General features: G+C 49.7%; 15 protein-coding genes. 3 read left to right on the forward strand and 12 right to left on the reverse strand.

Translation table 11 applies throughout. The features are described 5' to 3' along the window. Positions 1-87: 87 nt before the first annotated feature. The 5 genes from CLV36_RS10590 to CLV36_RS10605 form a co-directional block, all read right to left on the reverse strand. Complete coding sequence (locus CLV36_RS10590; protein ID WP_022736303.1) at positions 88-954, reverse strand: patatin-like phospholipase family protein; 867 nt, start codon at positions 952-954, stop codon at positions 88-90. 136 nt (positions 955-1,090) lie between these two features. After that, positions 1,091-1,246 (reverse strand): hypothetical protein, encoded by a 156-nt coding sequence (locus tag CLV36_RS17335; protein WP_154986331.1) that lies wholly within the window; start codon positions 1,244-1,246, stop codon positions 1,091-1,093. A gap of 170 nt (positions 1,247-1,416) precedes the next feature. Further along, positions 1,417-1,845: a DUF2243 domain-containing protein gene (locus tag CLV36_RS10595; RefSeq protein WP_106342656.1), complete on the reverse strand. Its 429-nt coding sequence runs from the start codon at positions 1,843-1,845 to the stop codon at positions 1,417-1,419. Between the two features lie 248 nt (positions 1,846-2,093). Continuing rightward, positions 2,094-3,014 carry a pseudouridine-5'-phosphate glycosidase gene (locus CLV36_RS10600; RefSeq protein WP_245888344.1) on the reverse strand — a complete coding sequence of 307 codons (921 nt, stop codon included), beginning with the start codon at positions 3,012-3,014 and terminating at the stop codon, positions 2,094-2,096. Beyond that, the gene (locus CLV36_RS10605; RefSeq protein ID WP_146130630.1) at positions 3,011-3,958 is read right to left on the reverse strand and encodes a carbohydrate kinase family protein; all 948 of its coding nucleotides are present in this window, start codon (positions 3,956-3,958) and stop codon (positions 3,011-3,013) included. The genes CLV36_RS10600 and CLV36_RS10605 overlap by 4 nt, the downstream gene beginning before the upstream one ends. Before the next feature lie 374 nt (positions 3,959-4,332). Between CLV36_RS10605 and CLV36_RS17340 the strand changes: the two genes are divergently transcribed. Beyond that, positions 4,333-4,485, forward strand: coding sequence for a hypothetical protein (locus CLV36_RS17340; RefSeq protein ID WP_154987791.1), 153 nt, complete (start codon positions 4,333-4,335; stop codon positions 4,483-4,485). 238 nt (positions 4,486-4,723) lie between these two features. Then, entirely contained in the window at positions 4,724-6,229 is a 1,506-nt protein-coding gene (locus tag CLV36_RS10610) for a golvesin C-terminal-like domain-containing protein (protein WP_219904906.1), read from the forward strand. A 68-nt stretch (positions 6,230-6,297) separates the two neighbouring features. Here the strand turns inward: CLV36_RS10610 and CLV36_RS10615 are convergent, their stop codons facing one another. After that, on the reverse strand, positions 6,298-6,501 hold the full coding sequence (locus CLV36_RS10615) for a hypothetical protein (RefSeq protein WP_106342658.1): 204 nt from the start codon (positions 6,499-6,501) through the stop codon (positions 6,298-6,300). Between the two features lie 144 nt (positions 6,502-6,645). On the opposite strand from CLV36_RS10615, the gene CLV36_RS10620 reads away from it, so the two are divergent. Then, a complete protein-coding gene (locus tag CLV36_RS10620) occupies positions 6,646-7,092 on the forward strand; it encodes an EVE domain-containing protein (protein ID WP_181352981.1) in 447 nt (148 codons plus the stop codon). A gap of 335 nt (positions 7,093-7,427) precedes the next feature. On the opposite strand, the gene CLV36_RS10625 is transcribed toward CLV36_RS10620, so the two are convergent. From CLV36_RS10625 to CLV36_RS10645, 6 genes are all read right to left on the reverse strand, one after another. Then, positions 7,428-8,060, reverse strand: a complete 633-nt coding sequence (locus tag CLV36_RS10625; RefSeq protein WP_102992750.1) for a fumarylacetoacetate hydrolase family protein — start codon at positions 8,058-8,060, stop codon at positions 7,428-7,430. A 134-nt stretch (positions 8,061-8,194) separates the two neighbouring features. Beyond that, a complete protein-coding gene (abc-f, locus tag CLV36_RS10630) occupies positions 8,195-9,841 on the reverse strand; it encodes a ribosomal protection-like ABC-F family protein (protein ID WP_102992751.1) in 1,647 nt (548 codons plus the stop codon). A 96-nt stretch (positions 9,842-9,937) separates the two neighbouring features. Further along, positions 9,938-10,063 carry an RAxF-45 family protein gene (locus tag CLV36_RS17890; RefSeq protein WP_262983035.1) on the reverse strand — a complete coding sequence of 42 codons (126 nt, stop codon included), beginning with the start codon at positions 10,061-10,063 and terminating at the stop codon, positions 9,938-9,940. A 112-nt stretch (positions 10,064-10,175) separates the two neighbouring features. Further along, positions 10,176-11,432, reverse strand: coding sequence for a dicarboxylate/amino acid:cation symporter (locus tag CLV36_RS10635; protein ID WP_106342660.1), 1,257 nt, complete (start codon positions 11,430-11,432; stop codon positions 10,176-10,178). 243 nt (positions 11,433-11,675) lie between these two features. Next, the gene (locus CLV36_RS10640; protein WP_181352982.1) at positions 11,676-13,313 is read right to left on the reverse strand and encodes a peptide ABC transporter substrate-binding protein; all 1,638 of its coding nucleotides are present in this window, start codon (positions 13,311-13,313) and stop codon (positions 11,676-11,678) included. A 246-nt stretch (positions 13,314-13,559) separates the two neighbouring features. Then, complete coding sequence (locus CLV36_RS10645; RefSeq protein ID WP_106342662.1) at positions 13,560-14,888, reverse strand: APC family permease; 1,329 nt, start codon at positions 14,886-14,888, stop codon at positions 13,560-13,562. Between the last annotated feature and the right edge of the window lie 578 nt (positions 14,889-15,466).

Raw genomic sequence — 15,466 nt, forward strand, 5'->3', positions numbered from 1 at the left:
TGCGATGAGATGTAACAAATCGTTCACGTAATTGCACCAGAAATCAAGGCGCTTCCTCTGCCACTTGGCATCCGTTAGACCCTTTCTTCACACTGGATCGTCCACTAGGCGCGGTTGCAATATCTGCTTGATCTGGCCCATTTGCCGCAAAGCATGCTCATATCCCAATTGCAGGCAGTGAAACGCCTTGTCAAAATCAAACATGCCCACAGCGTTAGCTTCCGGTTGCAACACCAGATCCGCTTGCCCGGTCACATGCTTGATTTGATGGGCCAACCCGATGCTCACCGCCCGTTTCAACACCGATATGCAGGACGGGAAAGGGGTATCAACCGCTGCGGCCGACACCATATTAATCGCGATGACCCGCTCTGCTCCCATCGCATGCAAGGCAGAGACCGGACAGTTGTCAATCACGCCTCCATCGATAAACACTCGGTTGCCGTATTCGACCGGCTTAAACAGCAAAGGGATGGAGCAACTGGCTTGGACAGCTACAGCAATGGGAATGTCCGTCACCACTTCTGAATCGGGGCAAGGTGGCCGCATGGTGTGAGAAGTGAAGATCACCTTTTTGCCTGATTTTAAATCGGCCGCCACCAGGGCGACTGGCAATCGCATCTCCCGCATATGCGCGTGATTCGTTTTGTGGGCGATCAATTGGTGAAGCCGTTCGCCTTTAAACAGACCCGGGAGGGAAAAGTCGCCACGCAACAGTTTGAATATCAGCGCTTTGTAATCTACGTCGAGCACATCGCGCGTAAAGGCGGGCACGAAGGCTGTCAGTTCATCCACCGACAATCCGTAACCATACAAAGCTGCAACCATCGCCCCCGAACTCGTCCCGGCCAAGGCATGAATTTGGATGCCGTGCTCCTCCAACGCTTTCAACACCCCGACATGGGCACAACTGGTGATGCCTCCGCCACTCAACGCTACTCCGACTTTTTCCATTTCACCCGACCTCTCGCATTGCAAATGATAATTTCAGTATCCGCATGCCGCATGAGTGATATTCCTCCGTTTTTCGCCGCTTATCAGTGAAAACCTTTCCATCAAAAAAGCCCCTTTGGGGGCCGATGGTACGCGTTTATTCACCTTGTCGCTTCACTTTCGATTCGCCGATTTGACTGTGCGCTTCATAAATGGCGGCAGAGACGTTTTGTTGTTTGTCGTCAAATCCAACCTCTTCTGCAAACTCCGTGTCTTCTTGTGCCAGGTCATTCTGTTTCTTCTTATTCTCCACGGTGATTTCCTCCTATCATAATGGCTGATGGGGTTAGCTTACCCAGTCCTAGGCGGATGTTATCCATCTATTGGATAAGGCAAAGTCGTATGATCCATCTGTGCATAAATGAACCTTGGCCGCACCACTGATACTTAGCTTGGATCGGCATGAATTGGCTTGATGACGTTCTATCTCTCTGCGCCCTTGCGCACAAGCAACCAACCCCAGCCAATCATCACCAACGCCCCTGCGTCAAACAACAAATCGTAGCCAAGCGGGTTGGGCACATACTCATGAACGTGGTGTACACCCAATAAATGATGGTTGATGACCCCTTCTAGCAAATTGAACAACCCCCCGCCCAGCAAAAAATATCCCCAAAAGCGTCGCCGTTCTCTTAGCGTTATGAGCGGATCGCTCCGTGAAATCAATACCGTGGCCGCAAACCACACAAATGTGATGGCCAAATGGAACCAGCCGTCACTCACCACTTGGTCGGGTTTGGCATGGTACATGACCATACTGTGCCACTGCAACAATTGATGAAAAATGATGCCGTCCAACATCCCCGTCACACCGACGCCAAAAAGAAATGCGCCCCAATACTGCTTGCGCATGCCATCACCTCCTTACCCCACATTGTGGTCAATCCGCGTCTCCATTAATCGGACCCCGCAATAAAACAAGCCCCTTCCGGCACGATGGGCCTGAAGCGGGCTCTCCTTGCACTAGGGTGTGTCTGGCAAATCAAGTTGGTGGGTAAGAAGCGGCGGAAAAACCTTTTCTCGAGAAGCGCCTCGCCACGCGTGAAGCGAATGAGAAAATGGTTTTGGAGCCGTTGGCCTATTCATCAGACACGCCCTAATTAACTGATCAACGCATGATAAGCCACCGCGATCTGTGCAGCGACTCGGGCATTGTGTTTCACCAGCGCGACATTGGCCGCCAAGCTTTCGCCTCCCGACAACGCTTTGATCCGATCCAACAAAAAAGGGGTGATTCGCTTTCCAGTGATCCCCTCCTGCTTCGCTTCCTTGAGTGCACTGCAAATGATCGCTTCCATCTTATCAAAATCTAAAGCAGCTTCCGACGGTACCGGATTGGCGACCACTAATCCCCCATCCAACCCCATATCCCATTTGGCGCGCATGATCTGGGCGACATCCTCGGGCGCGTCGACGCGGCAATCCACGCCGTATCCGCTATCGCGAGCATAAAAGGAAGGAAAGGCGTCTGTTTGATAACCGATGACCGGAACACCGTTTGTTTCCAATACCTCCAACGTCCGCCCAATATCCAAAATCGACTTGACGCCGGCGCTGACCACAGCTACCCGAGTGCGCGCCAGTTCGGTCAAATCAGCGGAAATGTCCATCGTCTGTTCCCCTTCCCGATGCACTCCGCCGATCCCGCCGGTGGCAAAGACGCGAATGCCGACCGCCGCCGCGCAGATCATGGTCGCCGCTACCGTGGTCGCGCCAACCTTTCCCATCGCCAGCACATAGGGAAGATCACGGCGGCTCACTTTTTCCACCTGTTTGTGCGTGGCCAAAAACGCCAGTTCTTCGGCGTCCAATCCTATTCTCACCTTATGGTTAAAAATTGCGATCGTCGCCGGAACAGCACCTTGCTCGCGTATGATCTGTTCCACTTCCTGGGCCGTGGACAAGTTGTGCGGATAAGGCATGCCATGGGAAATGATGGTACTTTCCAAAGCGACGACGGGCTTGCCTCCATCCAATGCCCGTTTTACTTTCGCAGACAGGTGCCACATCTCTTCTCTCATGCGCTCTCCCCTCTTAACTGCTGCTGAATCCGTTCAAAACTCAAATCGCAAGCCACATTATCGACGGTTTGCACCGTGAGTTGCGCCATAGCCAATCCAAATCGAACCGCTTCTGCACCTACTGTCCCCCGCATCCATTGAACCAGTACGCCAGCCACAAAGGCATCCCCGGCCCCAGTCGCATCCACCACAGCGGCAGCCGTCGCAGGCCACCGCAACCATTCCGTCGCCGACGCGCAGATGACCCCCTGTCCGCCCAATGTGAGAAATACCTGCTTTACGCCTTTTTCCAGCAAAGAGTTGGCCACCGTTTCCGCTTCTGCTGGAGAGCCGATGGGCTTGCCAGTCAATGCTTCCGCTTCTTCAATGTTGCAAAAGAGCATCTCTAACCCTTCCAAATGCGCTTTGACTTTGGGAGCTTTGACGGCGGAAACCAAATTGACGCACACCGGAATCTGTTCTCGCCGACAACGCCCGATCACATACTGAAGCGTCTGTTCAGGAAGATTCGTGTCGAGAAACACCAAAGCGGCCGAAGCGATCAACGGCCAACGCGGCTCAATCCAAGCAACGGTCATTTCTTCATATATCATCGTGTCGGCGAACGAGACAACCAGTTCCCCATTGGCATCGATCAGCGCCGTATAAGTACCCGTCCGGGCAGTAGGACTAATGTCCACATACTGGACATCTACCCCCGCCCGTTTTGTACCCATGATCACCCTTTCGCCGATGCGATCTCGGCCCACACGGGAAACCAAAGAAACGCGCTCCCCCAACCTCGCCACCGCTTCTGCCACATTGCGGGCCACGCCGCCACATGTTTCAATCGTTACCGCCGGATTGGAAGAGCCCAATCTGACGGTGGTTTGACTCATCGCCTTGCGGTCCAAGTGGGCTCCGCCGATACACAAAAGCCCGGACCAGACGCTCTTCTGATTCACCAAACCATCTCTCCCTCATCTATTTAGTCAGGAGCTTGAAGCGGGAAACCCAAACACGAACGGAATTATTCTTTATTTTCAGAACCATCCAATTACAGTTTAACAAAACCATGTGCACTGAACCAGCTTTTTAATCCCTCTCGCATGAGGAAGAAATTATCCATCCATATTAAAAAAAATGACCAAAGTAAGACCGACGATGATCATTCAGCAAGTGGATCTTTTTCCTCTGTTCCATCCTCTGTCTGAACCATACGGTGACGCCAATGGCTATAAACGTTATCGTACCTGTTTGGAGCGAATCAACTCCTTACAGCGGGATGGAACTCCTTACTGATAACCGTCGGCATCCATCGAGAAAGAAGGTGAGAATCATGAACCGAGAACCGCGACCAGCATGGGACGCCTCAGATGAAGAGATCCTGTCGATGGGCCACGAAAAGAAACAGGAATCGGCCAACTCGCTTATCTACAATCAATCTTCTTCCGATGACGAACCAAATTGGGATCTTCTTGTTGAAAGATAATGTCACCCAAATCCCTTTGGCCGGGAGGACAAATCACCTGTCCCCTCCCGGCCAATTTTTATGTATCCCGCACGACCAGACACAAAACATAATATTATTTACTATCAGAATATTATTATTTATAATAACATTAGTTATCCTGTCATATTTACAAAAATGATCTCTTCTTTTTCATGCAACCGTTCGTACTAAACTCCTACACACCCAATCTATCTATTTGTAAAGGAGGCGTCTTCATTTGAGAAAGCGTTTGCTCTCTTGGTTAGCCATTTGCTGTCTGCTCACTCTGCCTTTCTCAGCTCCACCGCCCGTTGCAGCCGAGGAACAGCCGTCTTTGTCCCACGTCTTCGAGATGGCCGCCGCAGAGTTTGAGGTGCCCGTTGAAGTGTTGTTGGCGATTGGCTATGCCGAGACAAGATGGATGGATCATCAGGGCCAACCCAGCCAGCTCAACGGATACGGCATTATGCATTTGGCCGAAAACCCCACCAATGACTCATTGGTACAAGCCAGCCGATTGCTAGGCATAGATAAACAAGTGCTGACCCGGGACATCCAGGCTAACATCCGTGGCGCGGCAGCCGTGTTGCGGCAAATCGCCAAAGAACAAAACCAGGGACACGTACCGAAGAAGCTGGCCGATTGGTACACAGTCGTAGCGGAATACAGCGGACTATCCAGCCACCAAACCAAAGCATGGTATGCCGATGATGTATATGCTCTGATCAACCGCGGCGTCTCCCGCGTTATCAACGGCCAAGAGGTGCGATTAAAACCCACGCCGGTCACACCCAACCGCGGGGAATACGGTGAACCTCGCGATCCGTCCGGCCAAGCCACACCCGATTATCCCGAAGCGCGCTGGGTAGCGGCATCCAGTGCCAACTATACTGCCGCCAACAGGGAATCCGACGGCAATGCCATCAACTACGTGATCATCCACACCACGCAAGGCTCTTATAATGGTACGATCAGTTGGTTTCAAAATCCCTCTGCCCAAGTAAGCGCGCATTATGTCATCCGCTCCAGTGATGGACAAGTGACCCAAATGGTGCAGAACAAAGACATCGCTTGGCATGCTGGCAACTGGGATTACAATGTCCACTCCGTAGGGATAGAGCATGAAGGGTATGTAAATGATCCAGCCTGGTACACTGATGCCATGTACCGCGCCTCTGCCAAGCTGACCCGCTGGTTGTGCGACAGGTACGGGATTCCCAAAGACCGCAGTCACATTATTGGCCATAACCAAGTTCCAGGCGCCACCCACACCGACCCCGGCCCCAATTGGGATTGGAACTATTACATGAGCTTAGTCAATCAGTCGGGCGGCGGTGCCGATTTGGTCACTGATAACGCCACTTCGAACCGCTTCACTGCCAGCGCCAATTGGGCGATAGGCACGACCAATGCCCAAAAATACGGAGCCGATTATCGCTATGCCAAGCCTGAAACGATCAGTGACGCAGCATGGTACAAAGTAAACCTCCCCACCTCTGGAAGTTATGATGTATATGCTTGGTGGCCGTCAGGCTCCATCTACAATGACCGGACACCTTATGTGATCAACACCACCAACGGTAGCCAGACCGTCCACGTTTCCCAACGCTCCAGCGGAGGTGTCTGGAACCATCTAGGAACCTTCAACTTTGCAGCGGGTGACGCCAACCGTATTGCCGTGTCGCGCTGGACGACAGGCACCGGTTATGTCATCGCTGATGCCGTCAAATTCGTGAAAAGGTAAAGGAACCACCGCTTGCCAACAACTAAGCGTAAAGCGGCCCGCCATACAGGCGGGCCGCTTGTTTTCACCTATGATTGTTGCTCTGATGTTGCCACCGGCGCACTTGGCTCTTCAACCGCTTTGGTCTCTTTTTTGAACAAAGGGGCAACATACTTTTTCATAAAAAAGCCCGCCAACAGCAAAACAACCACCCCTTTGAGGATGAACAGCAACAAGTCCGCTCCCAAGGGGATCAACAGTTGGTTAACATAATCAGGTTGGCCTATCGGCATAATAAAACACACTCCTATTGGTATGTATTCAAAGAACTGCCCCCATTCTACCACACTTTATGGGTCGTGTTGTCCATTCCCCGGGAAATGTTTCCCCACTGGTTTATCATAGAAGAAACGCAGTTCTTGGAGGGACCATTCAAAATGGTGGAACAGAACATTACGGCATGGATCTTTCAATACAACCCCAAGCTTGGCTTTGATTTGATGCAACATCTCAAGCAGCGGGACTCCCGCCCCGGCGAACCCGACACTTGGAGCGTCAATCAGCATCGTCAACGAATCAAGCAAGGAGATGAAATCTATTTCTGGAAAACGCAACCCAACGCGGGATGCTACGTGATTGGAAGGGTGATGAGCGATCCCTTCACCATTCATGAGTATGATCGATTCGGCGGAGTGAAGTGTCATGTCCGGTTTGACTATGTGCTGAACCAACCCGTTTTGCGCAAGCATTTGTCGCAAGATCCTGAATTCGCCAATCTGTCCATCCTGCGCAACCCCAAAGGAACCAACTTTCCAGTCAGCGCCGCGGAACGGAAAGCGTTTTGGGAATGGTTTCAATTCGTGGGCCTTACTCCTTGCCGATAAAAAGAATGTTATCAACCCTGCCATGACCATGATGGCAAAGCGGGGGATACGATTCTCTGTGTTTCGCGACGTTTCGCAACTTAAAAAGCCGTATACCAATAGGAATACGGCTACGTACTACTTATTTTTAAGAGTAAATGATATCCGATCCTTCAAGACTAGCATTCAGGAGATGGGGCTGTTATCACAATATAATCATACCCTACGCCTGTTTTATTAACATATGTAGTTACGCTATACATATACGTAAAGCTAGAATGAGCTTATCTCTCTCTAAAACTTACAGATTTATCATCACCGCTCAATTATAAACCGCACCAAGCATGACCGCCGGTTTACTGATCAGTGCCAGCAATCACACACTCCCCGAGCACGTCCTCTCCCCACAACAACTGCAACCGGTCACCCGCATTCACTTCACCGACGCCAGCCGGCGTGCCAGTATAAATGATATCCCCTGCTCCCAGTCCCAAATGATTTCCGCAAAAATCGACGATCGTCTGCAAATCGAACACCATATCCTGAATGTTGCCACGTTGCACCTCAACCCCATTTTTGGCAAGGGCGAAATCCGTGTCAGCACAGGTCTCTACACCCGGGAAGGGGTAAAACTTGGTGACCAGGGCTGAGTTGGGAAATCCTTTGGCCTGAAGCCACGGATGACCTTTCCGTTTTAAATCTTCTTGCAAATCACGCAACGTAAAATCGATACCAAGCGCAAAAGCGTCAATCAATTCATCAACTGATAGCCCTTTTTGATACGGTTTGCCGATTCGGATGACCAACTCCGCTTCATAGTGCACCTGCCCTTGACCCACAGGCAGTCTGATGGCCCGTCCATCGGCAAGCGCTAGCGCATGGGTCGGCTTGGAGAAGACCATCAGCGACGAGGGCACCGCATTGCCAAGCTCGGCCGCATGCAGACGGTAATTGCGACCCACGCAATAAATGTTGCGAGTCGTGTCCATTTCCTATACCCCCTCATTTGTTTCCGCGTTCTCTTTTAAAGATACCTGAAGCAGGAATCGGTGTGAACTGCTCCAACTCATCGAAACATAAAAAGGAGCCTTTTTTCATCAAAAGGCACTTTGTGCCGAAGAAGTCACGCCTGCGATGGGCCGCCCTCTAAGCGTTTGTTTTTGGCCCAATCATAATCACCATCGTAGCGGTGAAGTTGCTGATTCTCCAGCCAATAAATGGTGCCGAACAAACGGTTTAAGAAATAGCGGTCATGGGAAACGGCGAGGATGGTGCCGGGAAATTCCGCCAATGCTTCTTCAAGCACTTCCCGCGAGTCGATGTCCAAGTGATTCGTCGGCTCATCCATAACCAACAAATTGATGTCCTGATGCATCAACTGCGCCAACCGCAACCGCATCCGCTCCCCACCGCTCAAGTCGCCCACTTTGCGGAAGACAGAGTGGCCGTAAAAAAGGAACCGGGCCAACAAATGGCGGGCCTCCCCTTCTGTCACCGCGACTTCCTCTCTGAAGGCGTTGATTACCGTTTGCTCCGGATCGCCTTCATAGCCCGCCTGGGAAAGATAGCCCACTTTCACGCTGTCACCCAACCGCACCCAGCCATCGTCCGCCTGCTCCCGGCCCAGGATGATGCGCAGCAACGTGGATTTGCCTGTTCCGTTCGCTCCGACAATGGCACATCTCTCCCCGAAACGTACCAACATCCCGCACCCTGCGAACAGCAAGCGGTCACCATACAACTTGCCAATATTTTCGGCGACGATCACATCTTTGCCGCTCCGCTTGGCAAAATCAAATTGCAAACGCATTTTCCTCCGCTCCAAGACAGGCTTTTTCACCTTCTCCATCCGCTCCAGCGCTTTTTCCATGCTTTTGGCGCGCCGATGCATGCCTGCATTGGGAGGATTGGCGCGGTTGGCCCATTCTTTCAGCCGTTTAATGGTTTCTTTCATTTTTTTGATTTTCTTCTCCTGCTCTTGATACTGTTTGAATTCAGCCAGCAGGCGTTCTTCCTTCAGTTTGGTGAAACGGGAGTAATTACCGGGATATATATGAATCTCTCCATCTTCCAAATCCCATGTCTCATTAGTCACCCGATCAAGAAAGTAACGGTCATGAGAGACGAGCAACACGGCGCCTTGATATTTTTCAAGATAGTTTTCCAACCATTCCACCGACGGCAAATCCAAATGATTGGTCGGTTCATCAAGCAGCAAGCAGTCCGGCCGGGACAGTAGCAATGTAGCCAAACCAACTTTCGTCTTTTCTCCACCGCTCAACTTGTGAAATGGCAGATTCCACATCTCTTTGGGCACACCCAATCCAGTAGCTACCTGGGTAATGAGCGAGTCGATCTGGTACCCGCCTTCTTGTTCAAAGCGTTCGCGCAACACATCCCATTGGCTGAGCAAGCGTTCTAATTTTTGGGGAGAGTCCGTTTCACCCATTTGCAACGATAATTCATTCATTTTACGCTCCATGGCAGTCAGTTTGGCAAACGGTTGCCGCAACACGTCCTCCACCGTGGTCTTCTCATCCGTCTCTGGCAATTGTGCCAGATAGCCCACTTTCGCTTGCTTGCGAATGAAGACTTCTCCTTCATCTGGCCGCTCAATCCCTGCCAAACATTTCAATAGGGTGGTCTTCCCGCTCCCGTTGGCACCAACCAAGCCAATGCGAGCGCGTTCATGTATTTCACCATCTATTTGTTTTAGTACCCATGTGGCACCCAACATTTTTTTCAATTGATGACATGCGCATACGATCATCGACAAACACTCCTTTTTGGACGCAAAAAAGCCATCAGCATACACACCCGCTGATGGCTTTCTCACATCTATGTTGAGAATAGTGGGGTTCTGATGCTACGCTTGAATTGCTGGTATTTGGCTAAAAAAGGGCACACGTATCCCATTTTCAGCCAAACCATGGGTAATGGCAGTAATTTCCACCACCAACCAACCCAGCCAATTCTGCCATGCGTAGCTCATGAACCCTCACCTCCTTGTCGTTGATCAGTATTGTCGCACTATCCATTTTAATTGAAATTTCTTTCATAAGCAAGCGGCAAATCGCCCGTGTCCGCTGGAAGTTGCACGCACCCTAAGACGCAACCGCATTCTGCTCCGCTTCTAGCTGTTTGGCCGCATCAAATTCCTGTTCGCTTTTGGCCACAACGATGGTGGCGATCCCGTTTCCGATCATATTGACAAGCGCACGGGCTTCAGACATGAAGCGGTCCACACCCAACAACAACGTCAGCCCCTCCATCGGTATGACCTGCATCGCCCCCAATGTGGACGCCAACACAATGAAGCCTCCACCGGTCACTGTGGCTGCCCCCTTGGACGTCAACATGAGAATGGCGATGACTGTCAATTCTTGCGTCAGACTCAAGTCCACCCCGCTCACCTGCGCCAAAAAGACAACGGCCATGGTCAAATAAATCGAAGTGCCGTCCAGGTTAAACGAATATCCGGTGGGAAGTACTAACCCAACCACTGATCGGGAGCACCCATACGCCTCCATTTTATGCATCATCCGCGGCAAAACGGATTCCGATGAAGATGTGCCCAAAACGATCAATATTTCCTCTTTGATGAATTTCAAATACTTCCACAAACTGAATCCATATATCTTACAAATCAGATTAAGTATGACAAACACAAAGAAAATCATGGTCAGATAGACGGCCAACATCAATTTCCCCAACGGGATGAGCGAAGATAAGCCGTAATGACCAATCGTGTATGAGATCGCTCCAAGCGCCCCAAGCGGCGCCACCCGCATCACCATGTTGACGAGTTTGAAAAAAGCTTGACTGATCCGCTCGAACACGTCAATCACCAGCTGGTTTGCCTGCCCGAGGGAAGCCAAAGCGAAGCCGAACAGGACAGCGAAAAAGACGACCTGAAGAATGTCCCCTTTTGCGAACGAATCTACCACATTGGAGGGAACGATATGGATCAAGAAGTCCACCATATCCATTTTCTCGCCTTCATGAACGTATCCGTCCACTTCTTTTTTGTATTGTGAGCTGTTAAGGGGCACTCCCTCACCCGGCTCGACCACATTGGCGACCACCAGGCCGATAATCAACGCAAACGTGGTCACGATTTCAAAGTAGATTAGCGCTTTTCCTCCGACCCTTCCCACTTTCTTCATGTCGCCCATTTTGGCAATGCCGAGCACAATCGTAAAAAAGATAATCGGCGCGATCACCATCTTAACCATGTTGATAAAGATATCGCTGAGCGGCTTCAGGTAATTGGCCGTGTTTGGTGCGACGGCGCCAAGGATGATCCCGATGGTGATTGCACTTAGCACTTGAAAAGTTAAATTTGTGAATAATTTCTTCACTACTTCCGCCTCCTGTCCGATCGTGATGCTGGTGTGGGCAATGCTTCTGACTCTGCATGGAACATTCCCTCTTTTCAAAAATATTAGGGTATGTCACGCAAATCAAGTGGGTGGATAGAAACAGCGGAAAAATCTTTTCTATTTATCTCTTTATCAAACACGCACGAATCACTCTCGTCACCGATCACATCCTTCATAAAAAAGGTGCGGCTTCTCCTCTGAGTAGCCGCACCCCTGCCCGCTTCACTGTTTCCCGTCGACCGAAGCCCATTTGAGGTCATATTCGGCTCCATACGGATGGCGATGCAACCCCTTCACATATGGCTTTTGCAAAAACGAATTCGTCTCATAATACAAGGGCACAAGCGCCGCCTGTTGGCCCTCACCTGTTCCGACCAATAGTTTCTCCGCCTGAATCATCAAGGAGGTTTTCTTATTGTGCGATGCTGCCGCTTTGGCTTGTTTGATCAACCGATCATAGGCCGCATTGTTAAATTTCATGTAATTCAATCCGGAATTTGCGGTCCATATTTCCAAGAAACCGATGGGATCACTGTAGTCGGCAAACCAGCTGGACATGGTCATGTCAAATTCACCTTTCAATTCGTGATCCACTTTGGTTTTACGCGGGAGAGTGTTCAATTTGATCTCCAGCCCCAATTTAGCCTTGAGTTGCTCTTTGATTGATAACGCCACATAACTTCGTTGGTCGTTGAAGCTGAGCATCACAATCGACTCCGGGGGCCGGGTTAACCCCAGTTCCCGTAACCCCTTGTTGAAGTACGTCTGCGCCAAGCTCGGGTTGTGGCCAACGACTTCGCCACCAGCCCGTTGGCGGAATGATTGCCCCTCTACTGACAGCGCTGGCGGAATTAGCGCTCCCGCTGGTTTTGATCCGTCTTTCAACACCCTGTCTACAAGCTCATTACGATCGATGGCCAAGCTGATCGCACGCCGAATATTGGGATTTTTAAAAAACGGTTTGCTTTGGTTCATCAACAGATATTGTGAGGAGGCCAATTCCAAACTGGTGTAATCTGTCGTTTGCTTGAATGCGTAGACAAATTCGGAATCAATTTTGGTGATGTCCGCTTTTCCAGAATTATAAAAATTGATGCGCTTTGATGTATCCGCTTGCACCTGCACATCGACTTGTCCAAGCTGAACCGTGTCTTTGTCCCAATACCTCTCGTTTTTCAACAACCGTACTTGGGTAGGTGTAACCGAATCAATGATGAACGGCCCGTTATAAACCATCTTGTCGGGAGATTTGGCATATTCCTCTCCATATTTTTCAACAATGTCTTTTCGTTGCGGGAAATAGGTGGATTGCGTGGTCAAGCTCAGAAATTCATGCTCTGGTTGCTTCAAGCGCACTTCCAACGTATGGTCATCAATCGCTTTCACTTTGACTTGATTCGCGGAACCTCTTCCCTTGTTATATTCTTCTGCGCCCATAATCGGATATAAGATATATGCGTATTCCGATTTAATCCGGGGATCAAGCGCCCGTTTCCATGCATATTCGAAATCATGGGCAGTGACTGGCTCTTCATCACTCCACTCCGCGTCATCGCGCAGTTTGAAGGTGTAGGTTTTTTTGTCAGGACTCACTTCCACTGATTCTGCCATACCATTGACGAGCCGGTTGTTCGGCCCTAACCGCGTCAATCCTTCATTCACGTTATACAAAATGTTCCATGAAACGATGTCCACATACTTGGCACTGTCCAAGTTGGAGATTTGATTGCTCTCCATGATGCGCAAAATCTTGTTTTCCGGAATGGCTTCGTTTGATTCCAACCACGGAATACTACACGCGGTCAATAACAACAGAGACAACGAAACAACTGACGCGATGAACAAACTCTTTTTCCTCATGATTTCCCCCATTTTTATTAAGAGTATAATTATGCCGACGATTGAATATATTCGATTTTATTCATTTACACTAATAAAGTAAAGAGTTTGTTGCAAAAAACTGATAAATTTACAACCAAACTTTGGTCTTTTGTTAATAATAAAGGAATTGACAAATTAATTAAACAACAATAGAGGCGCTGACTTCAACATACAAAAAAAGGGATTGTCCAACGAACGGACAATCCCATCCCTTTATCTGCTTACTCAAGCAACCTGCCCACTCTTCACCGTCCGATAACGGCGAATGAGCCAATAGATCGGCAATCCAACTAGGGTAATCCCTACAACAGACAAACTGCCCACCACGTCATTCGTCAGCGCACTGACAATCACAAACAGCGCCCCGACGATTGCCACTATCGGCACAAACGGATACAAGGGCACGCGGTACGGAAGCTCAGCGTTCCCTTTGCGCTTGCGCAGGATAAATACAGCGACAAAAGCCATCAAATAAAACAGGAACGTCGCAAACACAGCAATGTCCGACAATTGGTTCGGATCAGCCAACAGCATCATGGCAATAGCCAAGACAACTTGGGACAAGATGGACATCACGGGTGTTTTCCACGTGGAGTGAACTTGTTTCAAATAACGGGAACCCGGCAATTGGCCCCGTTCTGCCATTGAAAACGGGATGCGGGGGAATGTGAGAATTTTGCCGTTGAGACAGCCGAAAATAGAAATAATAATACCGATTTGAATCAACTTCCCACCCACGTCTCCAAACAGCAACGTAGCGGCAGTGCTTGCCGCATTCTCCCCAAGCTTCACGATTTCTCCTGCTGGCAGGATGTGCAACATCGCAAGGTTGACCAACAGATAAACCAGCGTCACCGCTGAAATCCCAAAAATGATCGCCCGCGGCAACATCTTGGCGGGATTTTTCATTTCACCGGCCACTGACGCGACCATGATCCACCCGTCATAAGCGAACAAGGTAGCGACAACCGCGGCCCCAAAACTGATCTCCATCGAGGAAGACCCAGAAACGCCAAAAATGGTTGCTTCCCCTTTCCACAAGCCAAACACAATGATCATAGCGATGGGCAATAATTTAGCAATCGTTGACACCAACTGCACCTGACCACCGTATTTGGTGCCGATCATGTTCACCAACGCCAAAAAGATCACAAACCCAACACCAATCAAGGTCGACCAGCTATGATCCATGCCAAACAGGTGAACAATAAGGCTTCCTAGGTACAGCCCCAAGGCGCCAATGACAGCGGGCCCGTAAATGACGGTTTGCATCCATCCACACAAAAACCCCCAACGTTCGCCATATGTCTCTTCCAGATAGACATTCAAACCGCCGGTCTTGGGAATTTGCGCCCCAATCTCTGCAATGGTCAATCCTCCTGCCAGGGTGATCACTCCCCCGATCAGCCAAGCCAACAATCCCATCGTGGAATCGCTGGTTTGACCGAGCACAACGCCCGGCTTCATGAAGACGCCCGATCCGATCACCGTCCCTATCACGATCGACAACGCCACCATAAAGCCGATATCTTTCTTCAAATGTTGTTCTGCCATCCCATTTCGTCCTCCCCCAAAAGACATTTGTTTCATTCAGTAACACATCATCATGTATTATACCATGTTGATGCTAAAAAGAACTGATTAATTTACCATCTTAAATGCAATTATACAAAAAACAGCTAATGAACACCCAAAATATTATAAATATTAATGATTGGTTATCGATATGATAAATTTTTATGAAAATTACCTCTTCTCCTCAAGCTCAAGGAGGCAGGAAAAGAGATTGGCGCACCCGCTTTCGGACTGGCTCCCGACCTTTGCTATCAACCATTTCTTATCAATCAATATTAATACATAAAAATCATCCCTCTATTGGTTAACAAAAGGGTAATTTCGTTAATCAACAATCAATCCTCTCAAGAAAAACGCATGCCGGCCGCAATCGTGAGGCCACTGGCAGATGTATCAGCGACACAGCAAACAAATGGCTTGCCTCTTGCTACATAAAGAAGATTTATTCTATTGCCAAATGGTATAATATAACTAACAGTCCAAGCATCGCACACACCTCCATGCCCACGGCATCATCACATGCCACGCACTTCCCCGGGCTGCGGAATGATAGCATC

Source organism: Laceyella sediminis, assembly GCF_003003125.1.
In the GTDB taxonomy this organism is placed as follows: Bacteria; Bacillota; Bacilli; order Thermoactinomycetales; family Thermoactinomycetaceae; genus Laceyella; species Laceyella tengchongensis.

Bases quoted from the DNA above. Each gene is read 5' to 3' on its own strand.
- CLV36_RS10590 (WP_022736303.1), bottom strand. From the start codon at position 954: ATGGAAAAAGTCGGAGTAGCGTTGAGTGGCGGAGGCATCACCAGTTGT.
- CLV36_RS10595 (WP_106342656.1), bottom strand. From the start codon at position 1,845: ATGCGCAAGCAGTATTGGGGCGCATTTCTTTTTGGCGTCGGTGTGACG.
- CLV36_RS10600 (WP_245888344.1), bottom strand. From the start codon at position 3,014: ATGAGAGAAGAGATGTGGCACCTGTCTGCGAAAGTAAAACGGGCATTG.
- CLV36_RS17340 (WP_154987791.1), top strand. From the start codon at position 4,333: ATGAACCGAGAACCGCGACCAGCATGGGACGCCTCAGATGAAGAGATC.
- CLV36_RS10615 (WP_106342658.1), bottom strand. From the start codon at position 6,501: ATGCCGATAGGCCAACCTGATTATGTTAACCAACTGTTGATCCCCTTG.
- CLV36_RS10620 (WP_181352981.1), top strand. From the start codon at position 6,646: ATGGTGGAACAGAACATTACGGCATGGATCTTTCAATACAACCCCAAG.
- CLV36_RS10625 (WP_102992750.1), bottom strand. From the start codon at position 8,060: ATGGACACGACTCGCAACATTTATTGCGTGGGTCGCAATTACCGTCTG.
- abc-f (WP_102992751.1), bottom strand. From the start codon at position 9,841: ATGATCGTATGCGCATGTCATCAATTGAAAAAAATGTTGGGTGCCACA.
- CLV36_RS17890 (WP_262983035.1), bottom strand. From the start codon at position 10,063: ATGAGCTACGCATGGCAGAATTGGCTGGGTTGGTTGGTGGTGGAAATT.
- CLV36_RS10640 (WP_181352982.1), bottom strand. From the start codon at position 13,313: ATGAGGAAAAAGAGTTTGTTCATCGCGTCAGTTGTTTCGTTGTCTCTG.
- CLV36_RS10645 (WP_106342662.1), bottom strand. From the start codon at position 14,888: ATGGCAGAACAACATTTGAAGAAAGATATCGGCTTTATGGTGGCGTTG.